Origin of the sequence: Maridesulfovibrio spiralis (SeqCode) (genome assembly GCF_048571135.1) — a bacterium.
Classification (GTDB): Bacteria; Desulfobacterota; Desulfovibrionia; order Desulfovibrionales; family Desulfovibrionaceae; genus Maridesulfovibrio; species Maridesulfovibrio spiralis.
Genome location: NZ_CP182344.1, coordinates 3,267,044 through 3,290,443 on the forward strand (window position 1 = coordinate 3,267,044; position 23,400 = coordinate 3,290,443).

General features: G+C 48.4%; 22 protein-coding genes. 16 read left to right on the forward strand and 6 right to left on the reverse strand.

The genetic code is table 11. From position 1 onward, the window contains the following. Positions 1-124 precede the first annotated feature (124 nt). The 3 genes from ACNI29_RS14585 (at position 125) to ACNI29_RS14595 (ending at position 5,800) form a co-directional block, all read left to right on the forward strand. A complete protein-coding gene (locus ACNI29_RS14585; protein WP_419779095.1) occupies positions 125-976 on the forward strand; it encodes a damage-control phosphatase ARMT1 family protein in 852 nt (283 codons plus the stop codon). A gap of 107 nt (positions 977-1,083) precedes the next feature. Beyond that, positions 1,084-4,341, forward strand: a complete 3,258-nt coding sequence (locus tag ACNI29_RS14590) for an AsmA family protein (RefSeq protein WP_419779096.1) — start codon at positions 1,084-1,086, stop codon at positions 4,339-4,341. 70 nt (positions 4,342-4,411) lie between these two features. Then, positions 4,412-5,800, forward strand: coding sequence for a YihY/virulence factor BrkB family protein (locus tag ACNI29_RS14595; protein ID WP_419779097.1), 1,389 nt, complete (start codon positions 4,412-4,414; stop codon positions 5,798-5,800). A gap of 94 nt (positions 5,801-5,894) precedes the next feature. Here the strand turns inward: ACNI29_RS14595 and tgt are convergent, their stop codons facing one another. Both tgt and nth read right to left on the reverse strand, forming a co-directional pair. After that, a complete protein-coding gene (gene tgt / locus ACNI29_RS14600; protein ID WP_419779098.1) occupies positions 5,895-7,031 on the reverse strand; it encodes a tRNA guanosine(34) transglycosylase Tgt in 1,137 nt (378 codons plus the stop codon). Beyond that, positions 7,031-7,693, reverse strand: a complete 663-nt coding sequence (gene nth, locus ACNI29_RS14605) for an endonuclease III (RefSeq protein WP_419779099.1) — start codon at positions 7,691-7,693, stop codon at positions 7,031-7,033. The genes tgt and nth overlap by 1 nt, the downstream gene beginning before the upstream one ends. A gap of 134 nt (positions 7,694-7,827) precedes the next feature. Here nth and ACNI29_RS14610 point away from each other — a divergent pair, with 134 nt between their 5' ends. The 7 genes from ACNI29_RS14610 (at position 7,828) to ACNI29_RS14640 (ending at position 13,706) form a co-directional block, all read left to right on the forward strand. Then, positions 7,828-8,115, forward strand: coding sequence for a hypothetical protein (locus tag ACNI29_RS14610; protein ID WP_419779100.1), 288 nt, complete (start codon positions 7,828-7,830; stop codon positions 8,113-8,115). Between the two features lie 8 nt (positions 8,116-8,123). Next, positions 8,124-8,438: a divalent-cation tolerance protein CutA gene (cutA, locus tag ACNI29_RS14615; protein WP_419779101.1), complete on the forward strand. Its 315-nt coding sequence runs from the start codon at positions 8,124-8,126 to the stop codon at positions 8,436-8,438. 144 nt (positions 8,439-8,582) lie between these two features. Then, a complete protein-coding gene (locus ACNI29_RS14620) occupies positions 8,583-9,515 on the forward strand; it encodes a carbohydrate kinase family protein (protein WP_419779102.1) in 933 nt (310 codons plus the stop codon). Between the two features lie 153 nt (positions 9,516-9,668). Continuing rightward, complete coding sequence (locus ACNI29_RS14625) at positions 9,669-10,751, forward strand: phosphotransferase (RefSeq protein WP_419779104.1); 1,083 nt, start codon at positions 9,669-9,671, stop codon at positions 10,749-10,751. After that, on the forward strand, positions 10,723-11,331 hold the full coding sequence (locus tag ACNI29_RS14630; RefSeq protein ID WP_419779105.1) for an adenylyl-sulfate kinase: 609 nt from the start codon (positions 10,723-10,725) through the stop codon (positions 11,329-11,331). Before ACNI29_RS14625 ends, ACNI29_RS14630 begins: the two co-directional genes overlap by 29 nt. A 64-nt stretch (positions 11,332-11,395) precedes the next feature. After that, on the forward strand, positions 11,396-11,857 hold the full coding sequence (locus ACNI29_RS14635) for a YybH family protein (RefSeq protein ID WP_419779107.1): 462 nt from the start codon (positions 11,396-11,398) through the stop codon (positions 11,855-11,857). Next, the gene (locus ACNI29_RS14640; RefSeq protein WP_419783383.1) at positions 11,838-13,706 is read left to right on the forward strand and encodes a potassium transporter Kup; all 1,869 of its coding nucleotides are present in this window, start codon (positions 11,838-11,840) and stop codon (positions 13,704-13,706) included. Before ACNI29_RS14635 ends, ACNI29_RS14640 begins: the two co-directional genes overlap by 20 nt. Positions 13,707-13,761: 55 nt before the next feature. On the opposite strand, the gene ACNI29_RS14645 is transcribed toward ACNI29_RS14640, so the two are convergent. Next, positions 13,762-14,106 (reverse strand): Hpt domain-containing protein, encoded by a 345-nt coding sequence (locus tag ACNI29_RS14645; RefSeq protein ID WP_419779110.1) that lies wholly within the window; start codon positions 14,104-14,106, stop codon positions 13,762-13,764. A 134-nt stretch (positions 14,107-14,240) separates the two neighbouring features. Here ACNI29_RS14645 and ACNI29_RS14650 point away from each other — a divergent pair, with 134 nt between their 5' ends. Continuing rightward, a complete protein-coding gene (locus ACNI29_RS14650) occupies positions 14,241-15,248 on the forward strand; it encodes a glycosyltransferase family 2 protein (RefSeq protein WP_419779111.1) in 1,008 nt (335 codons plus the stop codon). Positions 15,249-15,269: 21 nt separating this feature from the next. Here the strand turns inward: ACNI29_RS14650 and ACNI29_RS14655 are convergent, their stop codons facing one another. The 3 genes from ACNI29_RS14655 to ACNI29_RS14665 all read right to left on the reverse strand — a co-directional run bounded on the left by ACNI29_RS14655 (position 15,270) and on the right by ACNI29_RS14665 (position 18,545). Next, positions 15,270-16,697: an RtcB family protein gene (locus ACNI29_RS14655; protein ID WP_419782113.1), complete on the reverse strand. Its 1,428-nt coding sequence runs from the start codon at positions 16,695-16,697 to the stop codon at positions 15,270-15,272. A gap of 79 nt (positions 16,698-16,776) precedes the next feature. Further along, positions 16,777-17,208: an ACT domain-containing protein gene (locus tag ACNI29_RS14660; protein WP_419779112.1), complete on the reverse strand. Its 432-nt coding sequence runs from the start codon at positions 17,206-17,208 to the stop codon at positions 16,777-16,779. Positions 17,209-17,234: 26 nt separating this feature from the next. After that, complete coding sequence (locus ACNI29_RS14665; RefSeq protein ID WP_419779113.1) at positions 17,235-18,545, reverse strand: phenylacetate--CoA ligase family protein; 1,311 nt, start codon at positions 18,543-18,545, stop codon at positions 17,235-17,237. Between the two features lie 577 nt (positions 18,546-19,122). Between ACNI29_RS14665 and rsfS the strand changes: the two genes are divergently transcribed. From rsfS to ACNI29_RS14690, 5 genes are all read left to right on the forward strand, one after another. Continuing rightward, positions 19,123-19,509, forward strand: a complete 387-nt coding sequence (gene rsfS, locus ACNI29_RS14670; protein WP_419779114.1) for a ribosome silencing factor — start codon at positions 19,123-19,125, stop codon at positions 19,507-19,509. A 22-nt stretch (positions 19,510-19,531) separates the two neighbouring features. Continuing rightward, a complete protein-coding gene (gene gpmI, locus ACNI29_RS14675; RefSeq protein WP_419779116.1) occupies positions 19,532-21,064 on the forward strand; it encodes a 2,3-bisphosphoglycerate-independent phosphoglycerate mutase in 1,533 nt (510 codons plus the stop codon). 3 nt (positions 21,065-21,067) lie between these two features. Continuing rightward, entirely contained in the window at positions 21,068-21,307 is a 240-nt protein-coding gene (locus ACNI29_RS14680; protein ID WP_419779117.1) for a hypothetical protein, read from the forward strand. A gap of 242 nt (positions 21,308-21,549) precedes the next feature. Then, positions 21,550-22,926, forward strand: a complete 1,377-nt coding sequence (miaB, locus tag ACNI29_RS14685) for a tRNA (N6-isopentenyl adenosine(37)-C2)-methylthiotransferase MiaB (protein ID WP_419779118.1) — start codon at positions 21,550-21,552, stop codon at positions 22,924-22,926. Then, entirely contained in the window at positions 22,920-23,399 is a 480-nt protein-coding gene (locus ACNI29_RS14690) for a bifunctional nuclease family protein (RefSeq protein WP_419779119.1), read from the forward strand. The genes miaB and ACNI29_RS14690 overlap by 7 nt, the downstream gene beginning before the upstream one ends. Position 23,400 lies beyond the last annotated feature (1 nt).

Here is a 23,400-nt window from a genome sequence, read left to right on the forward strand (position 1 = left end):
AATTCAATGTCTTGATTTGCGGCAGGATAGTTTTGTAAATTGCTTAGGGCTTAAAATTCGCCCATTTTTTTGTAAGACAGAAGCAAAATAAGCCCCTGCCTCACCAGCAGGGAAAGGTATCGTTATGAGAACCCATCTGGATTGTCTGCCGTGTTTTTTGAAAATGGCTCTTGCCGGAATCAGAGCCACCTGCCCCGGTCAGGAAGATATTCATGAAAAAGTCGTCAAGCACTGGGCTGCAGGCTTTGCCGATGCGGATTTAAATGAGTCGCCGCCGTCTATTGCCGGTCGTCTTTTCCGCGAGACAGCGGAGCACGTTGGTGGCATTGATATTTTTAAAGCTCAGAAGGAAGAAGCCAATACCCGGGTGCTGGAGTTGTTGCCGGAGGTCAAGGCTAAGGTGCTGTCAAGTGAATATCCCCTGCTTGCGGCCATGGGTGTTTCGATCATCGGCAACTATATGGATTGTGCGGTGATGGGCGAATATGATTGGGAAGATGAGCTTGGTAATCTTGAGCACGGTCTGGACCGGGAAGTTTTTGCGGAATTTATTGATAATGTCTGCAGTCATAAATCTTTACTTATCCTCGGTGATAATGCCGGGGAGATCGGACTGGACACTGTTTTAACCGGATTGTTGCGCGATGAAGGTATTGAGGTGACCTATGCGGTACGTGGCAAGAATATCCTCAATGATGCTACAATGGTAGATGCAGATGTAGTCGGTATGACCGATATATGCGAGGTGGTAACTTCCGGTGTTGATACTCCCGGTACAGTGCTTAACCGTTGCAGTGACGAGTTTCGTTCCCGGCTTGATCAAGCTCCGGTGGTGCTCAGTAAAGGGCAGGGAAATTTTGAATCCCTCTGGGGCGTTATGCCTGACGTTTACTATGCTTTTAAAGTAAAATGCCCTGTCGTTGCTGATGTCACCGGGCATCCGATGAAGACCTCCCTGTTCTGTCAGGAAAAGTAGCCACGCGTTTTGGCAGATACAAGCCTGTCGTGTTTTCTTTACACTTTCTGTCGTTATGACGTATTGCTATTCGATTGTCCGAGAATTTTCCAACATAGGTACTTTAAGTGATTTTGCGGGTAAAAAAACTTTTATGGATTCTATTCATCCTTTTTGATCTCTGCATATTGGCAGCGGTTGCGGGTGGAGTATATTATCTTGAGTCTGATGAACCGCGCCTTATGCTTGAAGAATTGCTCAGTGAGAAATTGGAACGTAAAGTAAGCTTTCATGAAAATTTTGAACTGATTTTTTATCCATGGCTGGGAGTGGATTCGGGGCCGGTTACGGTCGCTGCACAGGAAGGATCGGAATATCCATATATGCTTACAGTGCAGGATATTGATTTCAAGGTTCGGTTTATACCCTTGCTCAGCGGAAGCCTGGAGGTGGATACAATAGTTGTTGATTCTCCTTCGTTTCATGTCTCGCGGCTTAAGGACGGTTCACTTAACCTGCCGTTGATGAAAACTGAAGAGGAAAGTGACAAGGGGGATAAACGTACCCGGTATTTCAACAGTTTAAGTGTTCGCGGAGCCAGCATTTTCAATGCTACCTGTTTCTACAGTGATATGGGCAGCGGCAATTCTTTTAAGGTTTCCGGGATTAATATCCGTACCGGTTTGTTGCGTAAGGGCACGCCTCTGGCTTTTGATTTGAGCGCAATGCTTGATGCAGAGCTGTTCAACATCAAGGCTCAGGCAAATCTCAAGGGCCTATTGGATTTCTCGTTTAAAGACAAGCAGGTTTTGCTTACAGAAACATCGCTCGCAATGAAGGTCGAGAGTGAAGAACTGTTTGGAACTAATGAGCCTGTGAAGGGTATCGCTTCTCTTGGTTTCAACCTTGTTGATGGTGAAATTGATGTAAATGGTCTGGTGTTGCAGGGTGCAGGTATTCGGCTGTCCGGTGTGGCGAATTGTACTGATATTTATTACAATCCTGATTTCAAGGGCTGGCTGAAGTCCACCAAATTTGATCCCAAAAAGGTGTTTTCCAGATTTACTCCGGTCTCTATTCCAAAGAATTTCAAGGACATATTGAATAAGGCTTCCTTTGCCATGAATTTTCACTCAACGCTGGAAAAAACGGAACTGTCAAATATTGTTCTGGCTGTGGATAAGACGGTGGTGAAAGGGGATTTTTCGGTTAAGGATTATAGTAATCCCTGGGTTGAATTTGATGTGCGGGCCGACTCAATTGTTTTTGATCCCTATGAAAAACTTTTGGATCTTGAGAAGAAAGTAAAGGGCAATGCCACTCTTTCCACGGTTGAGCCGCAGCCGAAAAGGCATATTTTCCGGGATATGGTCATTGCCAATATGGTGAATAAGATTCCCTGCAACGGCAAGTTGGAAGTAGGGCGTTTTGACTATGATGGAATCAGTCTTAACAAAGTCACTATTGCAGTTTCTCCGGGACCCAAAGTTGCTGATCTAAGTATCGCTAAAGGCTCATATCTTGATGGAGATTTCGCTTTGAGCGCTGATCTGGTGCTTGATGATAAGCGTGAAAAAGGTGTGGTCTACCTGCGCGGCAAGGGGACAGTCAGTCCTTTTTCTCTGGCCCGGATTCCGCTTGAAGTGGATGGTTTAAAATTCCATTCCGGGAAAGCATCTTTCAACCTTAATGATTTGTCTTCCAGTGGACGGACTCCGCTGCAGCTGGTCCGCAACCTTAGGCTGGATTCCAAGCTTGAGGCCCAAGGGGTTGTGGCTTCTCTGGGTTTTAAGGACATCCCTCCTGAACTCAAGAAGTTGAATGCTAAAAACGCTGTTTTGTCCTTGAAATTTGATCCGCTGAATGTAGGGGGTCCCGATGGTTTGGTCGGGCGTAACATTGATCTCGGTATTTCCGGTAATTTCCTTGAACCCGAAGGTGGATTCAAGGGCCGTTTCAAAGGTGGAGTGCTCTATAACCGCCGGAATCCTGAAAAGGTTGCTGTGAAGGACGGGCGGTTGGACTTTTCCATCGGTGGTAAAGGTGTCCCGGTTATCAAAAAAGATGTTTCCCTAACTATAGTAGGGAGCGGAAGCTTGATTTCCGGTGACCTCAAGCTTGATGAATTTGCTGTGAAAAGCGGAAGTATCGACTTGCACGGTAGTGCTCAAGCCAGCAGGATGGGTACTGATACTGTATCGGCAAAAGGCGTGCTGAGGTTGCCTGAGACAGGCTGCAGTGAGTTCTTTGAACTCTTCGGAGTGGAGAAACCGGAGACTAATGATCCCGACGCTTTTACTACGGCCGAGTTGAGTACTTCTTTTCAATTGAACGGCGAGAATCTGACTCTGCGGGTGGAGAAGTGCAGACTTGATGATGCTTCCGCGCAGGGAACATTTCAGGTTTCCGGTTTCAAGGAACCGGCCCTTAATTTTGACATTAATGCTGACCGTGTGAACGTGGACCGTTTTTTACCGCCTACGATTAAGAAGCTCAGTAAAGATAGGGAAGAGGAGAGCGCACACCCCGGTTCTGAAGAGAGCGGCGTTCATAAAACCGAAAATTTTAAACTTCCGGAATGGCAGTTTCCGGATAAATTGCTCGGGGCTATAAATGCTACCGGAAGGGTTGAGTGTAACTACTTTCGTATATTTGATTTCGGAGCGAACAGGGTCAGTGCTGATGTTGATATGCAGAATGCTGTCTTCGATATCCACAACATGAAAGCTGATTTTCATGAGGGCGATCTGACTGGTAAGCTTGATCTAGGCCTTAAAAACGGCACAGTCTCTCTGGTTACGGATATTGACGTTCAGGGATTTCAGTCCGGTTTGTTTTTCGTGGATTACGTGGGTCGTGATTATGTGACAGGCAAGACCGATGCCTCATTAAAAATTAATGGACGCTCTACAGCCAACATTGATTTTGTGGATACCTTGACCGGGGGGCTGGCTTTCAGGATTCTGGAGGGCTCCTATTTATTTGAAGCTGCCGCAGATAAAGACGCCAAAGATAAAAAAGCTCCCGGCACTACTGATTTTTCCATTATGGCCGGAACAATAAACGGTAAGGAGGGTAAATTTAATGTCGGTAATTATCTGCTTAAAACCGATTACCTTACTGCTACAGCCACAGGCGGATTCAGTTTTCCCGATGATTCCATCGACCTGCGGGTAAATGCAGATATCATAAAGCTGCCAAACCTTTATCTTAAACTGGTTAATGCCCTCCTCGATGCTTTGACCGGGGTCAATGTGACTGTGACCGGAAAATTGAGCAACCCGAAGGTTGAAGTGAAGGGTTTGGAACGCTGGAGTGATGTCTTGAATGATGTTCTCGGCCTGCCGGAGCAATCTTTTATGTTTTTCAGGAAGCTTATATTCTGATATGGTTCACTAAATTTGCATTTTAAGCTGCTGGTAGCTGCTATTCTAAATAAGCATGTAGGGGGACGCGATGACCGGGGGAAAGGTTGGACAGCGGATTTCGGACTTCTTTTTGAACGATATCTGGGATTGGGGTTCTTCTCATCACAACGGACCTTTGAAGTTCTTGCGTACTTTGGCCCGCATCGCTTATCTGGTTACTGTTGGTTTTCTAAAAGATCAGTGCATTATCCGTGCTTCAGCACTTACATTTACCACCATGCTTTCCATTGTACCGTTTTTGGCGGTGGCTTTTTCCTTGATGAAAGGAATGGGGTTTCAGGATTCCAACTTCATTCACGACATGCTGCTCAAGGTTTCCGCCGGAAGGGAAGAGGTGGTTACCAAGATTTTGGAATACGTTGACAATACCAATGTCCAGACCCTCGGCTGGATCGGGGTAGCAACACTGCTTTTAACCGTTCTTTCCACGGTCGGTACGGTGGAAAAGGCATTCAATATTATCTGGAAAGTTCGCAAAGGCCGTACTTTCTGGCGCAAGTTCACAGATTTCTTCTCGGTTATTTTCATCTGTCCGGTAGCGGTGATCGTTGCTACCAGTGTCAGCGTGACTATTAAAAAGCAGGCCGCGCTTCACCAGCTCGAAAATATTTATGGAGTTACTGTGTTGGAGTCCACTTTGATCAATCTGGCTCCTTTGGTGCTGATCTGGATTGCTTTTACTTTTATTTATGCCTTCATGCCCAACACAAGGGTAAGGCTTAGCAGCGCGCTTGCCGGGGGCGTGGTTGCAGGGACTGTCTGGCAGCTGGCGCAGTGGGCCTATATCAATTGGCAGATTGGGGTTTCCAAGTATAATGCCATTTACGGCAGCTTTGCGCAGTTGCCGCTTTTCCTGGTCTGGCTTTATGCCAGCTGGGTGATTGTTCTGCTCGGTTCCGAAATTAGTTACGCCGTGCAGAATGTTATGCTCTATCGTCAGCAGAGATTCATGCCCGATGCGGGTGTTGAGGACATGCAGAAATTTTCATTGCTGGCTTTGAGCTTGATGTCTCTGCGCTTTGACCGTTCAGAATCCCCGTATGATGTTGAAGATCTTGCAGCTGAGGTAGGAGTTCCGGTGCGATTTATTTCTCCATTGCTGGATAAGTTCGTCGAGGGTAGTATTCTGGTAAAAAGTGCAGAGGACGATAGCGATGTGTATTCTTTTGCCATTTCACCAAGTAATGTGACCATGATGCAGGTTATGGGGATTCTTTCCGGAACGGGCAAGGGTGCTAGCGAAGTGGTGGAAAATCCGGGGATGCTCTTTGTCTCCAAAATGATGGATGACATCAAGCAGGTTCTGCGTGAGAGCGGATGTGATGCTTCGCTCACTGAGTGCGGTGAAAATATGGACAAATTTTTAAAGAGATTACCTCCGCCGCCTTCGAATAATAAGGAAGGGCAGGATATCTGATTCCCTGTTTGCAAGACCGAAAAAAGCACTGACCGTTGCCTGATTGGGGCAATGGTCAGTGCTTTTTTATTAATAGTATGTTTGCCGGTTTAGTTTAGCGAACAACAGGCTCGTAGACTGCTTCGTATTTTTTTCTGAGGTCGTCAAAAGTGCCTTTCTCAATGGCATCTCGGGCTTCCTCGGTGAGCTTGAGGAAGAAACGCAGGTTATGGATTGAGTTCAGCTGATAGGAAAGTAGTTCCTTGGCTGCGTACAAGTGGCGCAGGTACGCTTTGCTGAATGTACGGCAGGTGTAGCAGTCGCAGTTGGGGTCCAGCGGAGAGTCGTCTTCGCGGTACTGGGCGCGTTTTATGTTGACCTTGCCGAGGCTGGTGTACAGGGTTCCGTTACGGGCATTTCGGGTGGGCAGTACGCAGTCGAACATATCCACGCCGTTTGCGATGCCTTCGAGGATATCCAGCGGAGTGCCAACACCCATGAGGTAACGGGGCTTGTTTTCAGGCAGCTTGGGTCCGATGTGCTGCAGGATGTCGTACATGTCCGGGATAGGCTCCCCGACACTAAGGCCGCCGATGGCGTATCCTTCAAATGGAATTTCGGTAAGCTGCTCAAGGGAAACTTCACGCAGGTCCTTGTGGAATCCGCCCTGTACGATACCGAACATGAGCTGGTCGCCTGAACCTACCGGGTAGGCATCACGGCAGCGTTTTGCCCAGCGGGTTGTCATTTCAAGGGAACGGGCGGTGTAATCCCGGTCATGTCCATAACCCACACATTCATCTAGCACCATCATGATATCGGAGCCAATGTTGTTCTGGATGGAAATGACTTTTTCCGGGGAAAAGAAATGTTTTGATCCATCGAGGTAGGAGCGGAATTCAACTCCCTGCTCAGTGATCTTGCGGATTGATTCAAGGCTGAAAACCTGAAATCCGCCGCTGTCGGTCAGGATGGGTTTATCCCAATTGGAAAATTTGTGCAGTCCTCCACGGCGGGCAATGAGGTCATCACCGGGACGCAGATAGAGATGGTATGTGTTGCCGAGGATGATCTGGGAGCCGATTTCCTTAAGGTCTCGCGGGGACACAGCTTTAACCGCACCCTGTGTACCTACAGGCATGTAGACAGGGGTCTGGATTTCACCGTGGGCGGTGACAAGGGTTCCTCGGCGGGCGTGCCCGTCGGTGGCGTGAACGGTAAAAGTTCCGGGTTTCTTTTTTTCTTCGCTCATTATTTTTTCTCAATTCCGTTTTGCGGACAGATATCGTTTAATTCACAGATGTCGCATTTGGGGCTGCGCGCCGAGCATATCTCACGTCCGTAAAGCACGAGCACGTGGTTGGCATCGCCCCAGTTTTCAGGCTTGAAAAGCGGCATCAGGTCTTTTTCAATAACATTGGGGTTGGTGCTTTCGGTCAAGCCCATCCTGAATGAAAGCCGTTTCACATGGGTGTCCACGGCTACCCCTTCATGTACGTTCATGGCGTTGGAGAGCACGATGTTGGCTGTTTTGCGGGCCACTCCGGGCAGCTTGATCATGTCTTTCATGGTCCGGGGCATTTCACCGCCGAATTCGTTCATGACCACTGACGCCGCGCCTTTAAGATTCTTGGCCTTGTTGCGGAAAAGGCCGGTGGAACGGATGACATTCTCCACTTCAGCCAGATCAGCCTCGTTCATTTCCGCCGGTCCGGGCCAGCGTCTGAAGAGCTCCGGGGTAATCTTGTTGACCCGCACGTCGGTGCACTGGGCTGCCAGCGCAGTGGCAACCATGAGTTCCCATGCATTGTTCCAGTCCAGTTCCGGTTCCGGGTCAGGATAACGTTTAATCAGGCGGTCATATATGATCGTTGCCCGTTCCAGAATCTTTTTATCAGGGGTTTTCATTTTCATAATGTATGGTGTGGGCTATCATTTCTTTTTATAACTTACAATAATCTAATCTGCTGCCATGATGGTTATAAATGTTGCCGTTCATGTCAAATCATGTATCATTTAATCCAAATAGAAAATTGGAGGAACTGTAAATGAAATTAGCATTAAGCTTAGTTGTTGCGGCCCTTATTAGTATCTCCGGCTTCGGCCTTTCTGTTTCCGGTGCTGAAGACGGTTCCAGCCTTGTTTTGGCTAAATGCTCAAGCTGTCACAGCTTGAAAAGAGTCTGCCGCGGTCTGGGTAAAAAAGATCTTGCTGCCTGGGAAAAAACCAACCAGCGTATGGCCGAAATGGGCATGACCGTTACAGCTGATGAGCTGGATGGGATCAGTAATTATCTCGCCAACGCCAAACCCGGTTCCAGTCCTGTCTGCAAGTAGGGGGCTTTATGTCCGTAATGTTGGTTTATATAACAACCGGTGATGCTGAAGAAGCGCGTGATATTGGCGGCGAGCTGCTCATGCGTCATCTTGCCGCTTGCGTAAATATCATAGAGAAGATGGAATCCATATATTGGTGGCAAGGTAAGCTGGAGCGTTCTGACGAAGCTGTGCTCATCGCCAAAACCACTCCGGAATTGGTTGAGACATTGGTCGGGACAGTGAAAAATATTCACAGTTACGATTGTCCCGCCATTATGGTTCTTGAAGCCAAGCAGGGAAATGATGAATTCTTTGAATGGGTGAAAAGTCATACTAAGTAGTTTCCGGAGGCAAAAATAATAGGTATGGGATCAAGGAATCCAATATAGACCTTATTGACTTAGGATACTGTTCTTGCGTACTCTCTGCCCGCTATAATTATGCGGGCAGTTTTTTGTCTGATTAAAAATTCAGGAGTTCAACACATGCAGATATTGGTTTCCGGTTCTTTGGCCTATGACAGAATTATGAGTTTTCCCGGTAGCTTTGCCGATCATATCCTGCCCGACAAAATTCACATGCTTAACGTATGCTTTTTGGTTGACGGCCTTGATGAGCGTTTCGGGGGTACTGCCGGAAACATAGCCTACGCCCTTTCCATGCTTGATGAAAAACCTGAGATTCTCGCAACTGCGGGTAAGGATTTTGACGGCTACGAAAAATGGCTGGATGATAACAAAATCACCCGGAAAGGTATCAAGCGAGTTGATGATGAATTCACTGCAGGTGCTTACATCACCACCGACAAGTCCGATAACCAGATTACCGGTTTCAACCCCGGTGCAATGAAGTACGGCTGCGGTTACGATTTCTCCGCTGTCGATCCTGCTGAAGCTCTGGCGATTGTTTCTCCCGGTAACCTTGATGATATGCAGAATTTCCCCAAGTTCTACCGCGAAAAGGGGATTTCTTATATTTATGATCCGGGCCAGAACATTCCCGCATTCAGCGGTGAGCAGCTGCTGGAAATGATCGGCGGTTGCAAGATTCTCGTTTCCAACGACTACGAGCTGGAAATGATCATGAAGTCCACAGGTAAAACCCGTGACGAACTTATGGAGATCTGTGATTCCATCATTGTTACTCTCGGTGAGCAGGGCTGCCTTGTTGTTGAAAAAGACGGGGAAACAAAAGTTCCCTCTGCCAAGGCTGAAGTTGTTGAAGATCCCACCGGAGCGGGTGATGCTTTCCGTGCCGGATTGATCAAGGGACTTGCTATGGGTAAAAACCTTGTTGAATCCGCGCATGTCGGCGCAGTCAGTGCCGTTTACTGTGTTGAGAAACTCGGAACACAGGAACATTCTTATACAGAGGAAGAGTTCTGGGCGCGTTACGAGCAGAACTTCGGCAAACTGTAGTCGATTCAGTATAAATAGGTAATTAAGCCGGAATCCTTTTGTTGGGATTTCGGCTTTTTCATTTTTAGTTGTTCGGCGTTATTTTTTGTCAAAAAAGGTTTGTAAGTGATTCCTCTGTTCCTGTATCCTTGTCTAAAACCCGGAGGACGGATCATGATTGAAATCACCGCCGATATGCTTGAAAACTACCTTAAGGAAGCTTTCGGGCCTAACAGTACACTCGTTGATTATGGTGATATCGGTTCTCTGGATAAGCAGGGCATGAAGAAGTTTGGTTACGGGAAGCCTTTGCTTGTTCAGTTTAAAGTGGATAGCGAAGAAAGGGAAACCGTGATCTCAGTCATGAAAGGGGATAACTATGGGCATCAGTTTTATTGGGACCGGGCAGCGGTGCTTATGTTCCAATACGAAACTTCAGCCCGGCTTCCGCGCCATGTAAAACCAATGGGTATCGGTTATATCGGCACAGACGGGGCGATGCTTCCTCTGCAGAAGCCGAAGGAATTTTTCATTCTCAATGAGAAATTGCAGGGATATGATTATTTCAATGATCTGGATCGTATCAGGCAGGGCGGTTTTCAGGGGCAGGATGGGAAGAATGCTGCAGGGCTTGCCGGATGGCTGGCCGAAATCCACTCCGAGAAAAAAAATGACCCTCACTTGTACAAGCGCCGCATCCGTGAATTGATCGGCTCCAGCGAATGCATCATGGGCTTGGTTGACGAGGCCTATGAGCATCCATGCGATTTCTTTTCATTGAACCGGTTTGTCAAGCTGGAAAAAAAACTCATCGAATGGCGCTGGAAACTCTTCCATTACACCCACCGTCTATGCGCTGTGCATGGAGATTTTCATCCGTGGAATGTGCTAATTAACGGTCCGGGGGAATTCAGCGTGCTTGACCGCAGCCGGGGGGAGTGGGGTGAACCCGCAGGGGACCTTTGCTGCATGGCGACTAATTATATTCTTTTCGGTCTTTATGATGATTGTAGCTTTTCCAGCAAATTCCGTAGAATGTACATGACATATATGGAAAAGTACCTTGAAGAAACCGGGGATGAAGAGGTTTTGCAGGTCATGGCTCCATTTTTTGTTTTTCGTGGTCTGGTAATTGCCTCCCCGGTCTGGTATCCGAATCATCCGCAGCAGGTGCGTGAAGCCTTGCTGCGTTTTATTGAAAATGTCCTTGAAGATGAGGTCTTCGATTATGTCCAATTCGAACGGTATATGCGTTAACAGAAACTGGGCGGTCTGGGTTACCGGCCTGCCCGGTTGCGGCAAAAGTACCATTGCCGCTAAGCTTTATGAATACCTTCGTTCCGAAAAAGTGAAAGTGTTTTTGCTCAGCATGGATGAGCGGCGTAAGCTTTATACACCCAACCCGGAATATACCTGCGACGAGCGTCAGCGGGCCTACAATCTTTTTGTTGAGGATGCCATTTCTATAATGGAATCCGGGCGATGTGTTATCATGGACGGAGTGGCCAATGAAAGGTGCTGGCGTAATGATGCCCGAGAAAAGATAGGTTACTTTGCCGAGATTTATTTACGTTGCCCGGTGGACATGGCCATGAAACGTGAAGCCGGACGGCAGCAGGGATTGGTCATGGCCGGACTCTATGAAAAGGCCCTTGAGCGGCAGCGCACCGGGAAGCAGTATGAAAATCTGGGTGAGGTTATCGGGGTGGATGTTAAGTTTGAAGAAGACCACAATGCGGAGTGCATCGTGGATACTGCCGGCAAGACTCCCGACGAAGTTTTTGAAGGTGTTATAAATTGTCTGCAAAAGTGGCGTAGAATGAACGGGATTTGCTGATTTTTATTTCAAATTGTTTTACAGGTTGCTAAGTCGAAATCAAAAATACCAAAAGGTGTACGCTGTGAAGAAAATTTTGCTTTCTCTGTTGATGTTGTTGATGGTCATTTCCGCTGCTGTTTCTGTTTCTGCTTCAGACAAGGAGGAGGTCCGGGAGCAGATCAAAGACGTTCTTTTTGATTACAAGGATGCTTATAATCTGCGTGATTTTGATGCTGTAAGGGCACTATATGCAAAGGATGCGATGATTCAGTCTTTTCCTTGCAATTCCAAAGTCGAGAGTGCGTTTTCCAATTTCAGTGAAAGTCTTCCCCGTTGTTCTTCATACTGGCTGGAAAGTTCTTTTAAACTCCGCTTGTTCAAGATTACCGACTTCAAGGTGGATGGCAACAAGTGCACTGCAAGGTTGAAGTGGGATTATCGCAGCAATGACGGACGCGGCAAGTTCACCCCTACTTTCGAATTCCTGCGCAAAGACGGCAAGTGGCTGATCGAAAAGGAAACTTATGGTCGCAAAGCCGAGTAATAAAAGCCGGCAAACGCTTCTGGTTCTTGGGGCGTTGGGTGTCGTTTTCGGCGACATAGGGACCAGTCCGCTTTATGCCCTGAAAGCCTGTTTCAGCGGTCATCATGCCATTGCCCTCAACCCGGCCAATGTGCTGGGAGTACTCTCATTGATCATCTGGTCTTTGCTGCTGGTTATCTGCCTGAAGTACGTAACTTTTGTTATGGCGGCAGATAACGAAGGCGAAGGCGGTATTTTTGCCCTCTATGAACTGGTCAGCGAAAAGGGGAGCAGGCGCAAAACAACTTTTATGCTCATTGCGACCATGCTCGGCGGTGCATTGCTCTACGGGGATGGAGTCATAACACCTGCCATTTCCGTGCTCTCGGCTATTGAGGGTTTGGATGTAGCAACCTCTGCCGCCCGCGGATATACGACCTACATTGCCTGCATAATCCTGCTGGGCCTGTTTGCTTTCCAGAGCAGCGGCACCGATAAAATCGGACGCCTCTTCGGTCCGGTCATGCTGGTCTGGTTTCTGGTAATCGGTATATTCGGGTTGATCTCCGCCGTCGGTAATCCTGAAGTACTGCAAGCCTTCAAGCCCTATTACGCCTTAAAATTTTTTGCTGACAACGGGCTGGGCGGGTGTATGGTTCTGGGGGCGGTTGTGCTTTGCGTCACCGGGGGCGAGGCTCTTTTTGCTGATATGGGCCATTTCGGGCGCAGGCCCATTACGCTGGCCTGGTATTTGATCGCCTTACCCTGCCTGCTGCTGAATTATCTGGGGCAGGGGGCCATGCTGATCCGTGACCCTGAAGCCATCCTCAATCCTTTTTTCAGCCTCTTTCCTAAAATGTTAACCCTGCCTATGGTTGCTCTGGCTACCCTTGCGGCGATCATCGCTTCACAGGCGATTATCTCAGGGGTCTTTTCGCTGACTGCACAGGCTGTTCATCTTGGTTTTATTCCGCGTATCCGCATTTTGCAGACTTCTGAAGATAATCCGGGGCAGGTTTTCGTGCGCTCGGTTAACTGGCTGATGGCTGGGCTATGCATTCTGCTGGTCATAGTCTTCAAAGGCTCGGAGCATCTGGCTGGGGCTTACGGCATTGCTATTACCGGGACCATGGTCATTACGACTTATTTGTTTTGGTTCTACCTGCGCAAGGTGCGCAATTGCCCGTTTATAATTACTGCGTTGCTGACAGGATTTTTTGCGGTCTTTGATCTGGGTTTTTTTATCGTCAACTTTACCAAGATCGCCGGGGGCGGGTGGTTTCCACTTCTGCTGGCCGGGCTTGTTGCCTATGCGATGTTTGTCTGGATCTGGGGACGTTCCAGGCTGCGCGAAAATCTGCAGAAGAGGGGGCTTGAGGTTTCCAATCTGGAGCCGGAAATTGAAAAATATATGCTGGCCAAGGTCCCTGGAGAAGCGGTTTTTCTTTCTGCGTCCGAATTTATTCCCCATGCTTTTTTGCAGCACCTGCGCACCAATCGTGTGGTGCATGAAAAACTTGTTTTTCTGCGGGTGAACACCTCCAGCGAGCCATTTCTTGATGTGCACAAACGCATCTCTTTGAAAAATATTGATAAAAATATCTCTTGGATGACTGTGAGTTATGGGTTTATGGAAAAGCCCAATCTTTCGCTCGCTTTTGTTCAGGCATGGAATCAGCTTGGAATCAGTAGTACAGACAGTTATTTTTATATCGGGCGAATGATGCTCCGGTTCAATAGAGAAGATAAAAAGACTATCCTGAAGCGTAGGTTGTTTGTTCTGCTCAGTTCCATATCTGAAGACCCGCTTGATTATCTACGTATCCCGGCGGAGAAAGTTATTAGTATCGGCACTGCTGTGAAGATATAAAAAAAACGGGGAACTTGCCCCGTTTTTTTGTTTGATATGTTTGTAAATAGCCTTGTTACTGGATAAAATCACTCATGAAGTCGTAAACAAGTTTCATTTCGTCTTCCAGAACATGCAGGTTCTTTTCTGACAATTCTCTGTCTCCGTCACGGGCGCTGTATTCCAACCTTAAACAGGCTTCTCGGACTCTGTCAGCTCCCATGGTTGCGGCTGCACCTTTAAGGGAATGGGCAAGATATTTAAGCTCGTCCATTTTTCCTGATTCGAATGCTTCCCGTATTTTGATGACCCGTGCAGGTTCGTCGCGCAGGAAGACTCCGAATAATTTTGTGAGGAATTCCTTTTTGGTGGAGGCCATGGAAGCCAGCCAATCTTTGTTCATTACTTCGATATTTTCCATCCGATGAACGTAATCCAAATTAAAATCTATTTCTACAGTTTTTGCCTTCGAAGTATAAAATTTAGTTAACTAGGACAATATTTTCGATATTACAGTAACTTGACTTGGTTAAAGAATTATGTCTGAATTTAGATATGCCTAAAGCTTCCATCTTAATGCCCGTGTATAATGCCCAGAAGACTGTCTTGCGGTCTTTGAAGTCTTTGCTGCGTCAGGATTATAGTGATTTTGAAATCTGTATTATTAACGATGGCTCAACAGACGCCACCCTTGAGGTTCTTTCTCGTTTTTCCGATCCAAGAATAAAAATTTATGACTTGCCTGAGAATCTAGGGTTGGTCGGGGCCTTGAATGCCGGGGTAGCGAAAATAGATGCGAAATATATCTTGCGTCTGGATGCTGATGATGTCTGCCATGAAGAGAGGGTTGGCAGGCAGGTTAGGTTTATGGAAGAGAACCCGGGGCTGAGCCTTTCGGGAACATGGTGTCACCTGATTGACCGCAATCAGGATAAATTGCTGCAAAAAGTTCCGACCGGAAACGATGATTTAAAAGCCAGACTTTATTTCAACAACCCGTTTGTGCATCCCTCTATGATTTTCAAGAGATCGGTGCTTGAAAAGTATAAATATAATACAGAATACAAGCATTGCGAGGACTATGCATTGTGGGTTGAGCTGTCCATGGATGAGGACATTTCTTTTGCTAATATCCCTGAAGCTCTGGTCTATAAATTTGAGAATAGGGGCGAAAATATTTCGCACATGTACTTTGAGGATCAGCTGCGCTCGTGTTCAATTCTAAGGCGCGAATTGTTGCAGTATCTTGGGGTGGATTTTTCTGCGGAAGAGATGGAATTGCATGATGCTATTTCCATCAATGCTTTTCCTGATCAGGGTTTGGAAATAGTGCTGCAAAGAGTCGAGGACTGGCTGTTGCGTTTGCAAAAGGCAAATAACAACTCCCGTCGTGTTGCCTCCGGCAGTTTTGATTTTGAACTGGCGCAACGCTTGATCCCTGTCTACAAGCATGCTTTGAAATTGGGATTATGCAGCGCGGATAAATTACAGTCGTCTCGGCTGATTTCCAGTCTGCAGCCTTCACAAATCCGGCTTGTCCAGAGCTGGCTGGGTTCAGCGTAAATTCTTCTGTTCAATTGTCGATTATCCCTTAACGCACAGAATCGGGCGCAGACGGGCAACCTTATCTGCTATTCCGGCAGTCTGCGTTGATTCTATGATTACATCGACATCTTTGTATGCGTGCGGGGCTTCTTCGGCGATGCTTTTGATTGAACCGCTGCGAATGATGATTCCCTGCCTGTCCAATTCCTTTTGAATTTTATTACCTTTGAAAGATTTGCGTGCCTTGGCCCGGCTCATGAGTCTCCCGGCTCCGTGACAGCAGGATGAAAAGGATATTTGCGCCCCTTTGGCTGTTCCGGCCAGAATGTAGGAGGCTGTGCCCATGCTGCCGCCGATGATTACGGGCTGACCGCTCTTTTTGAATTCAGGCGGAAGTTCCGGGTGTCCCGGACCAAGTGCGCGGGTTGCGCCTTTTCGGTGAACCCAGAGATTTTTATTTTTTCCGTTGATTTTGAATTCTTCACGCTGGCAGGTGTTGTGGCTCACATCGTAGAGCAGATTCAGGTCCGCCTGCGGCAGAAGCTCAGCAAAACATTCTCGCACAAGATGGGTAATGACCTGACGGTTGGCTAGGGCGCAGTTGATGCCCGCCCCCATTGCCCCGAGGTAGTTTCGGCCCAGTTCCGAATTTATCGGTGCGCAGGCAATATCCCTGTGGGGCAGCTTGATCCCGAATCCCGGAGCGGATTCTGCCATCATGGGCAGGTAGTCCTTGGCAATCTGGTGTCCCAGACCGCGTGAACCGCAATGGATGCTGACCAGCACATCATCATTTTTCAGCCCGAAAGCCGCAGCTTTGGCCTTGTCGTAAATATCTTCCACATATTGTACTTCCAGATAGTGGTTCCCGGAACCGAGCGATCCCACCTGGTCGCGCATGCGTTGTTTGGCTTTCAGCGGCACTTTGCCCGGATCGGCAAAGCTGTTTCGGCCGTTTCCCTCAATCCTGCCGAGGTCCCCGGGTTTTCCGTATCCCTGACCAACCGCCCATGAGGCTCCGCCGAGCAGCATTTCGTCCATAAGATCATTTTCAAGGATTATCCCGCCGCCTTTACCCGCACCGGAAGGGATGCGTTTGAAAAGTTGCTCTGCGAGTCTGCCGTCGCAGGAAATCAGGTCCTGTTTTTTCAGCCCGGTAGTCAGGCTGCGCACGCCGCATGAAATATCAAAACCAACGCCGCCCGCAGAGATTACCCCGCGTTTTTCATCAAACGCGCCGACCCCGCCAATGGGGAAGCCGTATCCCGAATGGGCGTCAGGCATAACACAAACAGGCCCGACCACCCCCGGCAGGGATGCCACATCGCGAACCTGTGACGCTGTGGTTTCATCAAGGCCGAGGATGATGTCCTTGTTGCCGAAGAAAAGAGCGTCCACCAGCATGGGACCGTATTTCTCCATGCGCCATATGCAGGGTGATTCTTGTTTGAGCAGTTTGATGTTCATTTTTTCAATCATAAATGAAAAGGGAGATTTTAACTAATGCAAGTTAAAATCTCCCTTGAATTTTGTGTAATTTGATTAATTACAGCTGGCAGAGTTCTTCGCTGGGAATCATCTTGATCTGCTTTTCGTTGAGCAGTTCAATTGCCTGATCAGTGCGGTCAAAGCGGAAGATGATTACAGCGTTGGAACCGGACTGGTGTACGAAAGCGTACATGTATTCCACGTTGATACCGGAACCGCGCAGCATTTCGAGCAGGTTGTGCAGTCCGCCGGGCTGGTCGTCGACAACGACAGCTACAACGGATGTTTTGCCCACGGTGAAGCCTGCGTCTTTGAGTACTCTCTGTGCAGTCTCAAAGTCGGATACGATGAGTCTCAGGATACCGAAATCGGAAGTGTCGGCCAGGGAAAGTGCACGGATGTTTACTTTGTTTTCAGTAAGCAGACGGGTTACTTCGGCGAGTCTTCCGGCGCGGTTCTCTAAGAATATGGATAGCTGGTCACATTTCATGGTGTTTCCTCGCATTTGAATAGGTTCTATTGCTGGTCCTGATTACGCAGGTCGAGAATTCTCTGGGCTTTACCGACGGAACGTTCAATGGATTTCGGTTCCACAAGTTTGACCCGTGCGGTTACGCCGAGGAATTCTTTAATAGTTTTTTGTATCTTTCTTTCGAGACGCTGTAAATTTTTAATTTCATCAGAGAAGGAAGCACCGGAAATCTCGACTTTAACAGTCAGGATATCGAGGTTGCCGTCACGCTCAACTACCAGCTGGTAGTGCGGTGAAATACCTTCGGTTTCGATGAGGATGGACTCGATCTGGGACGGGAACACGTTCACGCCGCGGATGATGAGCATATCGTCACTGCGTCCCATGATGCGCTGCATGCGGGCGAAAGTGCGGCCGCAGCGGCAGGCAGTGTAGTTCAGGCGGGTCAGGTCACGGGTGCGGTAGCGGATGAGCGGGATGCCTTCTTTGGTCAGGGTGGTGATGACCAGCTCTCCGGCTTCACCCGGCTCGACATGTTCGCCTGTTTCAGGATTGATGATTTCAGGCAGGAAGTGGTCTTCCATGATGTGCAGGCCGTTCTGTTCTTCAGCACATTCCATTGCAACGCCCGGTCCCATGATTTCTGAGAGGCCGTAGATGTCGAGGGCTTTGATTTTGAGCTTATTTTCGATGTCGCGGCGCATGGATTCGGTCCAGGGTTCTGCACCGAAGATACCGATTCTGAGGGGCAGTTTCTCGAAGTCAATGCCCATTTCCTTACCTGTTTCATGCAGGAACAGGGCGTAGGAAGGAGTACAGCAGATTACGTCCGCGCCGAAATCTTTCAGCAGCATTATCTGACGGCGGGTTCCGCCACCGGATACGGGAATGATGGTCGCGCCCAGTGCTTCCGCGCCGTAGTGTGCACCGAGGCCCCCGGTGAAAAGACCGTAGCCGTATGCGTTATGGATGCTGTCTTCGGAAGTTGCTCCGGCAATGGCGAAGGAACGGGCCATCATGTCTGCCCAGTTCTTGATGTCGCGCTTGGTGTAGCCGACAACTGTTGCCTTGCCGGTTGTACCGGAAGAGGAATGGATGCGGACGATGTTCTCACGGGAAACGGCGAACAGGCCGAAGGGGTAGTGGTTACGCAGGTCCTGCTTTTCGGTGAAAGGCAGTCTGGTAAGGTCGGAAAGGGAGTTGATGTCTTTCGGTTCAATTCCCATTTCCTTAAATTTGTTGGTGTAGAAGGGGACGTTAGCATACACACGCTCGCAAAGCTGCTTTAAACGTCTGAGCTGTAATTGTTCCAGCTCTTCCCTCGGCATTGTTTCCTTGTCTACATCGAAGATCATCGCTTGCCTCCTGATATGGCTGATCCCGGTACAGGGTTTTTAGTTATCGAAAATAAAAAAGCCACGGGGTTTCGCCCGTGGCCCGGTAAACTCTCAATCAGTGTTTTTGCCCATAACCACGGGTTGACTATATTTCAGTCCTAAAAAAGAAAAAAAAGAAAAAGGAAAAAAAGACGCGGTTATGCATAGGACTCATAATGCATAAGTGTTTGCCCGCCGTCAACCCGGATAGTTTATAAATATGATATCTATAGAGTTTATGGCCGGGTGTAATTATTGGTTTCTTTAAAATTGTGGTCGGTAACGTTCAGTTTTGTACTGGATATTTATTCGGAATCGAAAATATTTTTCACAATTGAAAACTTTTAAAAAAGTGTATATAGTAGTGATTGCGTAGCGGGCGTAAATTCTCTATATAATCATATTGTACTTTGGACGAAATGTGGAGAACTGCGTCATGCCGGGAGTAATGGACCTCCGGCACGCAGGGGCTTTAAGCCCTCAATTCCCTGATTTCGGTCCGGTTTCAAGCGCGTTTTTCAAAAAGGTGGAAACGCCGGTTAATTAAACCAAAAGAATGAAAACTAAAGAAAAAAAATTCAAACAGATCGATACTCAGGATAAAGTTCAGCTTGTTGCTGAATGGTTGGACGAAAAACAGGCCAGTGATGTTTCCGCTGTAGATGTGCAGGGAATCTGCCCCATCGCTGAAGTTGTTATGGTTGCCGGGGCAAAGGGTGTGCGTCATGCACAGGCTCTGGCCGATTTCGTTCTGGAGCAGCTTTCCAATGATAATATCGAATATCTCGGTATGGAAGGCTACAAAACCGGAGACTGGATTCTCCTCGATCTGAACGACATAATTGTTCATATCTTTCAGGAAGATAACCGCGGATTTTATAACGTGGAAGGTCTCTGGTCTGAAGGCACCAGAATAGATTTAAAACTTAAGCCGCAGGATTAATTCTGCGCAAGGAAATTTAATCATGTCTCAGCAAACCGGTGCTCCTTCCCTTCTGCTTATTCTGGATGGCTGGGGGATTGCTCCTGAAGGTAAAGGCAATGCAGTTAAACTTGCCAACACTCCCGTTCTGGACGGACTTCTCGAAAGCTGTCCGCAGACCCAGCTTAAATGCTCCGGTCGTGCGGTGGGCCTTCCTGATGGCTTCATGGGTAACTCCGAGGTCGGTCACACCAACATCGGTGCCGGACGTGTTGTTTATCAGGACATGACCCGCATTGATATCTCCATTGAAAAGCATGAGCTCGCTTCCAACAAAGTGATCTGCAAGTTGATGGATGATGTCAAAGCGGCGGACGGTTGTCTGCACTATATGGGCCTTCTTTCCGACGGCGGAGTACACTCCCATATCAACCATCTTTATGCTTTGATTGAAGTAGCCAAGGATGCCGGAATCAAGGAGATTTTTGTACATGCCTTCATGGATGGCCGTGATACTTCTCCCACCAGCGGTAAAGGTTACATGCAGCATCTGGTGGACAAGATGGCTGAGATCGGAGCCGGTAAGGTGGCTTCCATTTCCGGGCGTTATTACTCCATGGACCGAGATAAGCACTACGAGCGTAACGAGCTTTCATATAAAGCTTTGGTGCTCGGAGAAGGGCAGGAAGTTTCCGACCCGGTAAAGGGTGTGGAAGAAGCTTACGCAGCTGGAGAGACTGACGAATTCATCAAACCGCGTCTTGTCTCCGGTGTTGATGGCACTTTGAAAGACGGCGATGGTGTGTTCTTTTTCAATTTCCGTGCTGACCGCGCCCGCCAGCTCTGCCGGGTGCTTGCAGTGAAAGATTTTAATGAATTTGATCGTCCGAAGACTCCTGCGTTGAGTGGTTTCGTAACTATGACTCAGTATGAGTCTGATTTTACTTTTCCAAACGCTTTTCCTCCGCTGAATATCAGCAACCCCATCGGGGAAGTTGTAGCGGATAAGGGGCTGAAGCAGCTGCGTATCGCCGAGACTGAGAAGTACGCTCACGTGACTTATTTCATGAACGGTGGTCGCGAGGAGCCTTTCGAAGGTGAAGACCGTATTCTGGTTCCTTCTCCGCGTGAGGTTGCTACTTACGACCTTAAGCCGCAGATGAGCGCAGAAGAAGTGACCGAGAAGCTGATAGGTGCATTGCCGAATTATCCGCTGTGCATCTGTAACCTTGCCAACCTTGACATGGTCGGTCATTCGGGCATTATCCCTGCTGCCATCAAGGCTTGCGAGACTGTAGACGCATGCGTCGGCAGGATCGTAGAAGCAGTTAAAGCACAGGGCGGGGCTATTTTCCTCACCGCAGACCACGGTAATGCTGAGGAAATGATTGACGCACAGGGTGGACCTCAGACAGCCCACAGCCTGAACAATGTGCCGCTGGTTTTCATCGGCGATGTATTTGAAGGCAAGGCTCCTGTAGAGGGCGCACTTTGCGACATAGCACCCACAATTTTGAATCACATGGGTATTTCCGTTCCCGAAGAAATGACCGGAAAGGACCTTTTGAAAGGATAATGAATGTCTAGCCATAAACCTTTATCTCCGGTCAAGCCCAGCGGGATGGAGATAATTTTCATGTTTCCCTGCCCGTTCTGCGGCCGGGAAGTGCCTTACATCGCACCGACACAGCCTGCAATGGCTACCTGCGATGCTTGCCGCCGCAACTTTCCCATAGTTCCGGTGGATGAGAAGATAATCAGATTTTACAAGACCATGCTAGATAACGGCAAGGCCGCTGTTGATCCTGATTTTTTCTAAATCGGTTTTTGAAATTACAGATATTCAGGGGAGAGCTTTCTGCGCAGGCGGAAAGTTTTCCCCTTTCTTTGTTTTGTCGGCAGGTTTTTAATACCAAGCGGCGAAGCCAAATTTAAAAAGTTTTGGGATTCTTAAACCCTTTTCCCAAAAGGGTTTAAGGCCCCCGGCAGGGCGCCCCGCGAGGCCGCCGGAGGCCTGTATCTAACCTTTACCATCATATATATATAGCGTATGAGCCGGGTATGAAATTTACAGTACTAACATTCGGATGTCAGATGAACGTTCACGATTCAGACTGGCTGATCCGGGCCATGGAGAGTCGTGGCTGGACAGCTGTCGAGGAATCTGAAGCAGATATATTTATCATTAACACCTGTTCCGTGCGTGAAAAGCCGGAACAGAAAGTTTACAGCGTACTGGGCAGACTGGCCCCGCTGTGCAAAAAACCGGGCAGCTTCGCGGCTGTCGGCGGCTGTGTGGCGCAGCAGATCGGTGACGGGTTCCTTGAAAAGTTCCCGCACGTGCGCCTTGTGTTCGGCAGCGACGGAATCGCTCAGGCTCCCGACGCGCTGGAAGATCTGGCCGCTAATCATGAAAAGCGGCTGGTGCTCAATGATTTCCTGACCGACTATCCGGAACGTGAGGGCGGTGAAATGCAGCCCAATCTGGACCTTATTCCTCCGGGCGTGGGAACTATTCCCGGTCAGGCATTTGTGAATATCATGCAGGGTTGCGATAATTTTTGCGCCTATTGCATCGTACCGTACACACGCGGCAGGCAGAAATCCCGCAGCTCTGAAGCTGTGATAAAAGAATGCCGTCATTTGGTGAAATCCGGTATCCGCGAAATTACTCTGCTGGGCCAGAACGTAAACAGTTTTGGTATGGACAAGAAGGGCGATGATATCTCTTTTGCCCAGTTGCTCTATAAAATTTCAGAAATCGAAGGGCTGGAGCGTATCCGCTTCACTACCTCCCACCCCAAGGACATTGCACCTGAAGTGATCAAGGCTTTCGGCGAACTTCCTAATCTTTGTCCCAGCCTGCACCTTCCCGTGCAGTCCGGTTCGGACCGTATCCTGAAAAAGATGGGTCGCAAATATGACCGCGACCGCTATCTGGGTATTGTGGAAGGGCTTAAAGAAGCCTGTCCTCAGATTTCCCTGACTACTGACTTGATTGTGGGCTTCCCCGGCGAGACAGATGAAGATTTTGAACAGACTATGGATATGTTGGAAAAAGTGCGCTACGAAAGCAGCTTCTCCTTTAAATATTCAGACCGTCCGGGAGTTGCGGCAGTTAAGATGAAGCCGAAAGTTCCTGAAGATGTCGCGCAGGCCCGGCTTGCCCGCTTGCAGGAAAGGCAAAACCGTATTACTAGAGAAAGTCTAGAAGCTTTAACTGGTCTGGATACCGTGGTCCTGCTGGAACGGCCCAGCAAACGTCAGGAAGCCGGAGGAATGTCTTGGCGGGGTAAAGATCCCGGCGGACGGGTGGTAAACGTTCACTTTGCAGGTTATGATGAAGAGCAGAAGCTCGGAGGCAAACTGGTCAAGGTGAGAATCACCGAGGCCAAGAACCATTCCCTTGTGGGGGCAAAGGTGGGAGAACCATGGTAGAAATGCAGGTTTACGGTCTGGCGGTGGAAAATGATACTGAAACTCCGGTTCTGGTCTTAAAAAGTGAGGAACAGGGTTTGGTCCTGCCCATTTGGATTGGGGCCATGGAGGCCATGGCTATTTCAATGGTACTGAATGAAGTTTCGTTTCCCCGGCCCATGACCCATGATCTGCTTTTGTCTACTGTTGCCACCTTCGGCGGTGAAGTTGTCTCTGTTGATATCGTGGATATTGAACAGGGCACTTTCTATGCTGAGATCATGGTACGCAAAGACGGTGAGCTGGTTGCTATAGATTCCCGTCCCTCAGACGCTGTCGCTTTGGCGGTGCGGGCGGACTGTCCGGTGCGTGTGGCCCAAAAAGTACTTGATGTGGCCGGCACCAAAGATATTGCAGAAAAAGTTGAAGAGAAGTCCGGCTGGGAAGATGAACTGGAAGGACTTTCTCCCGAAGACTTTAAATATAAGATGTAGG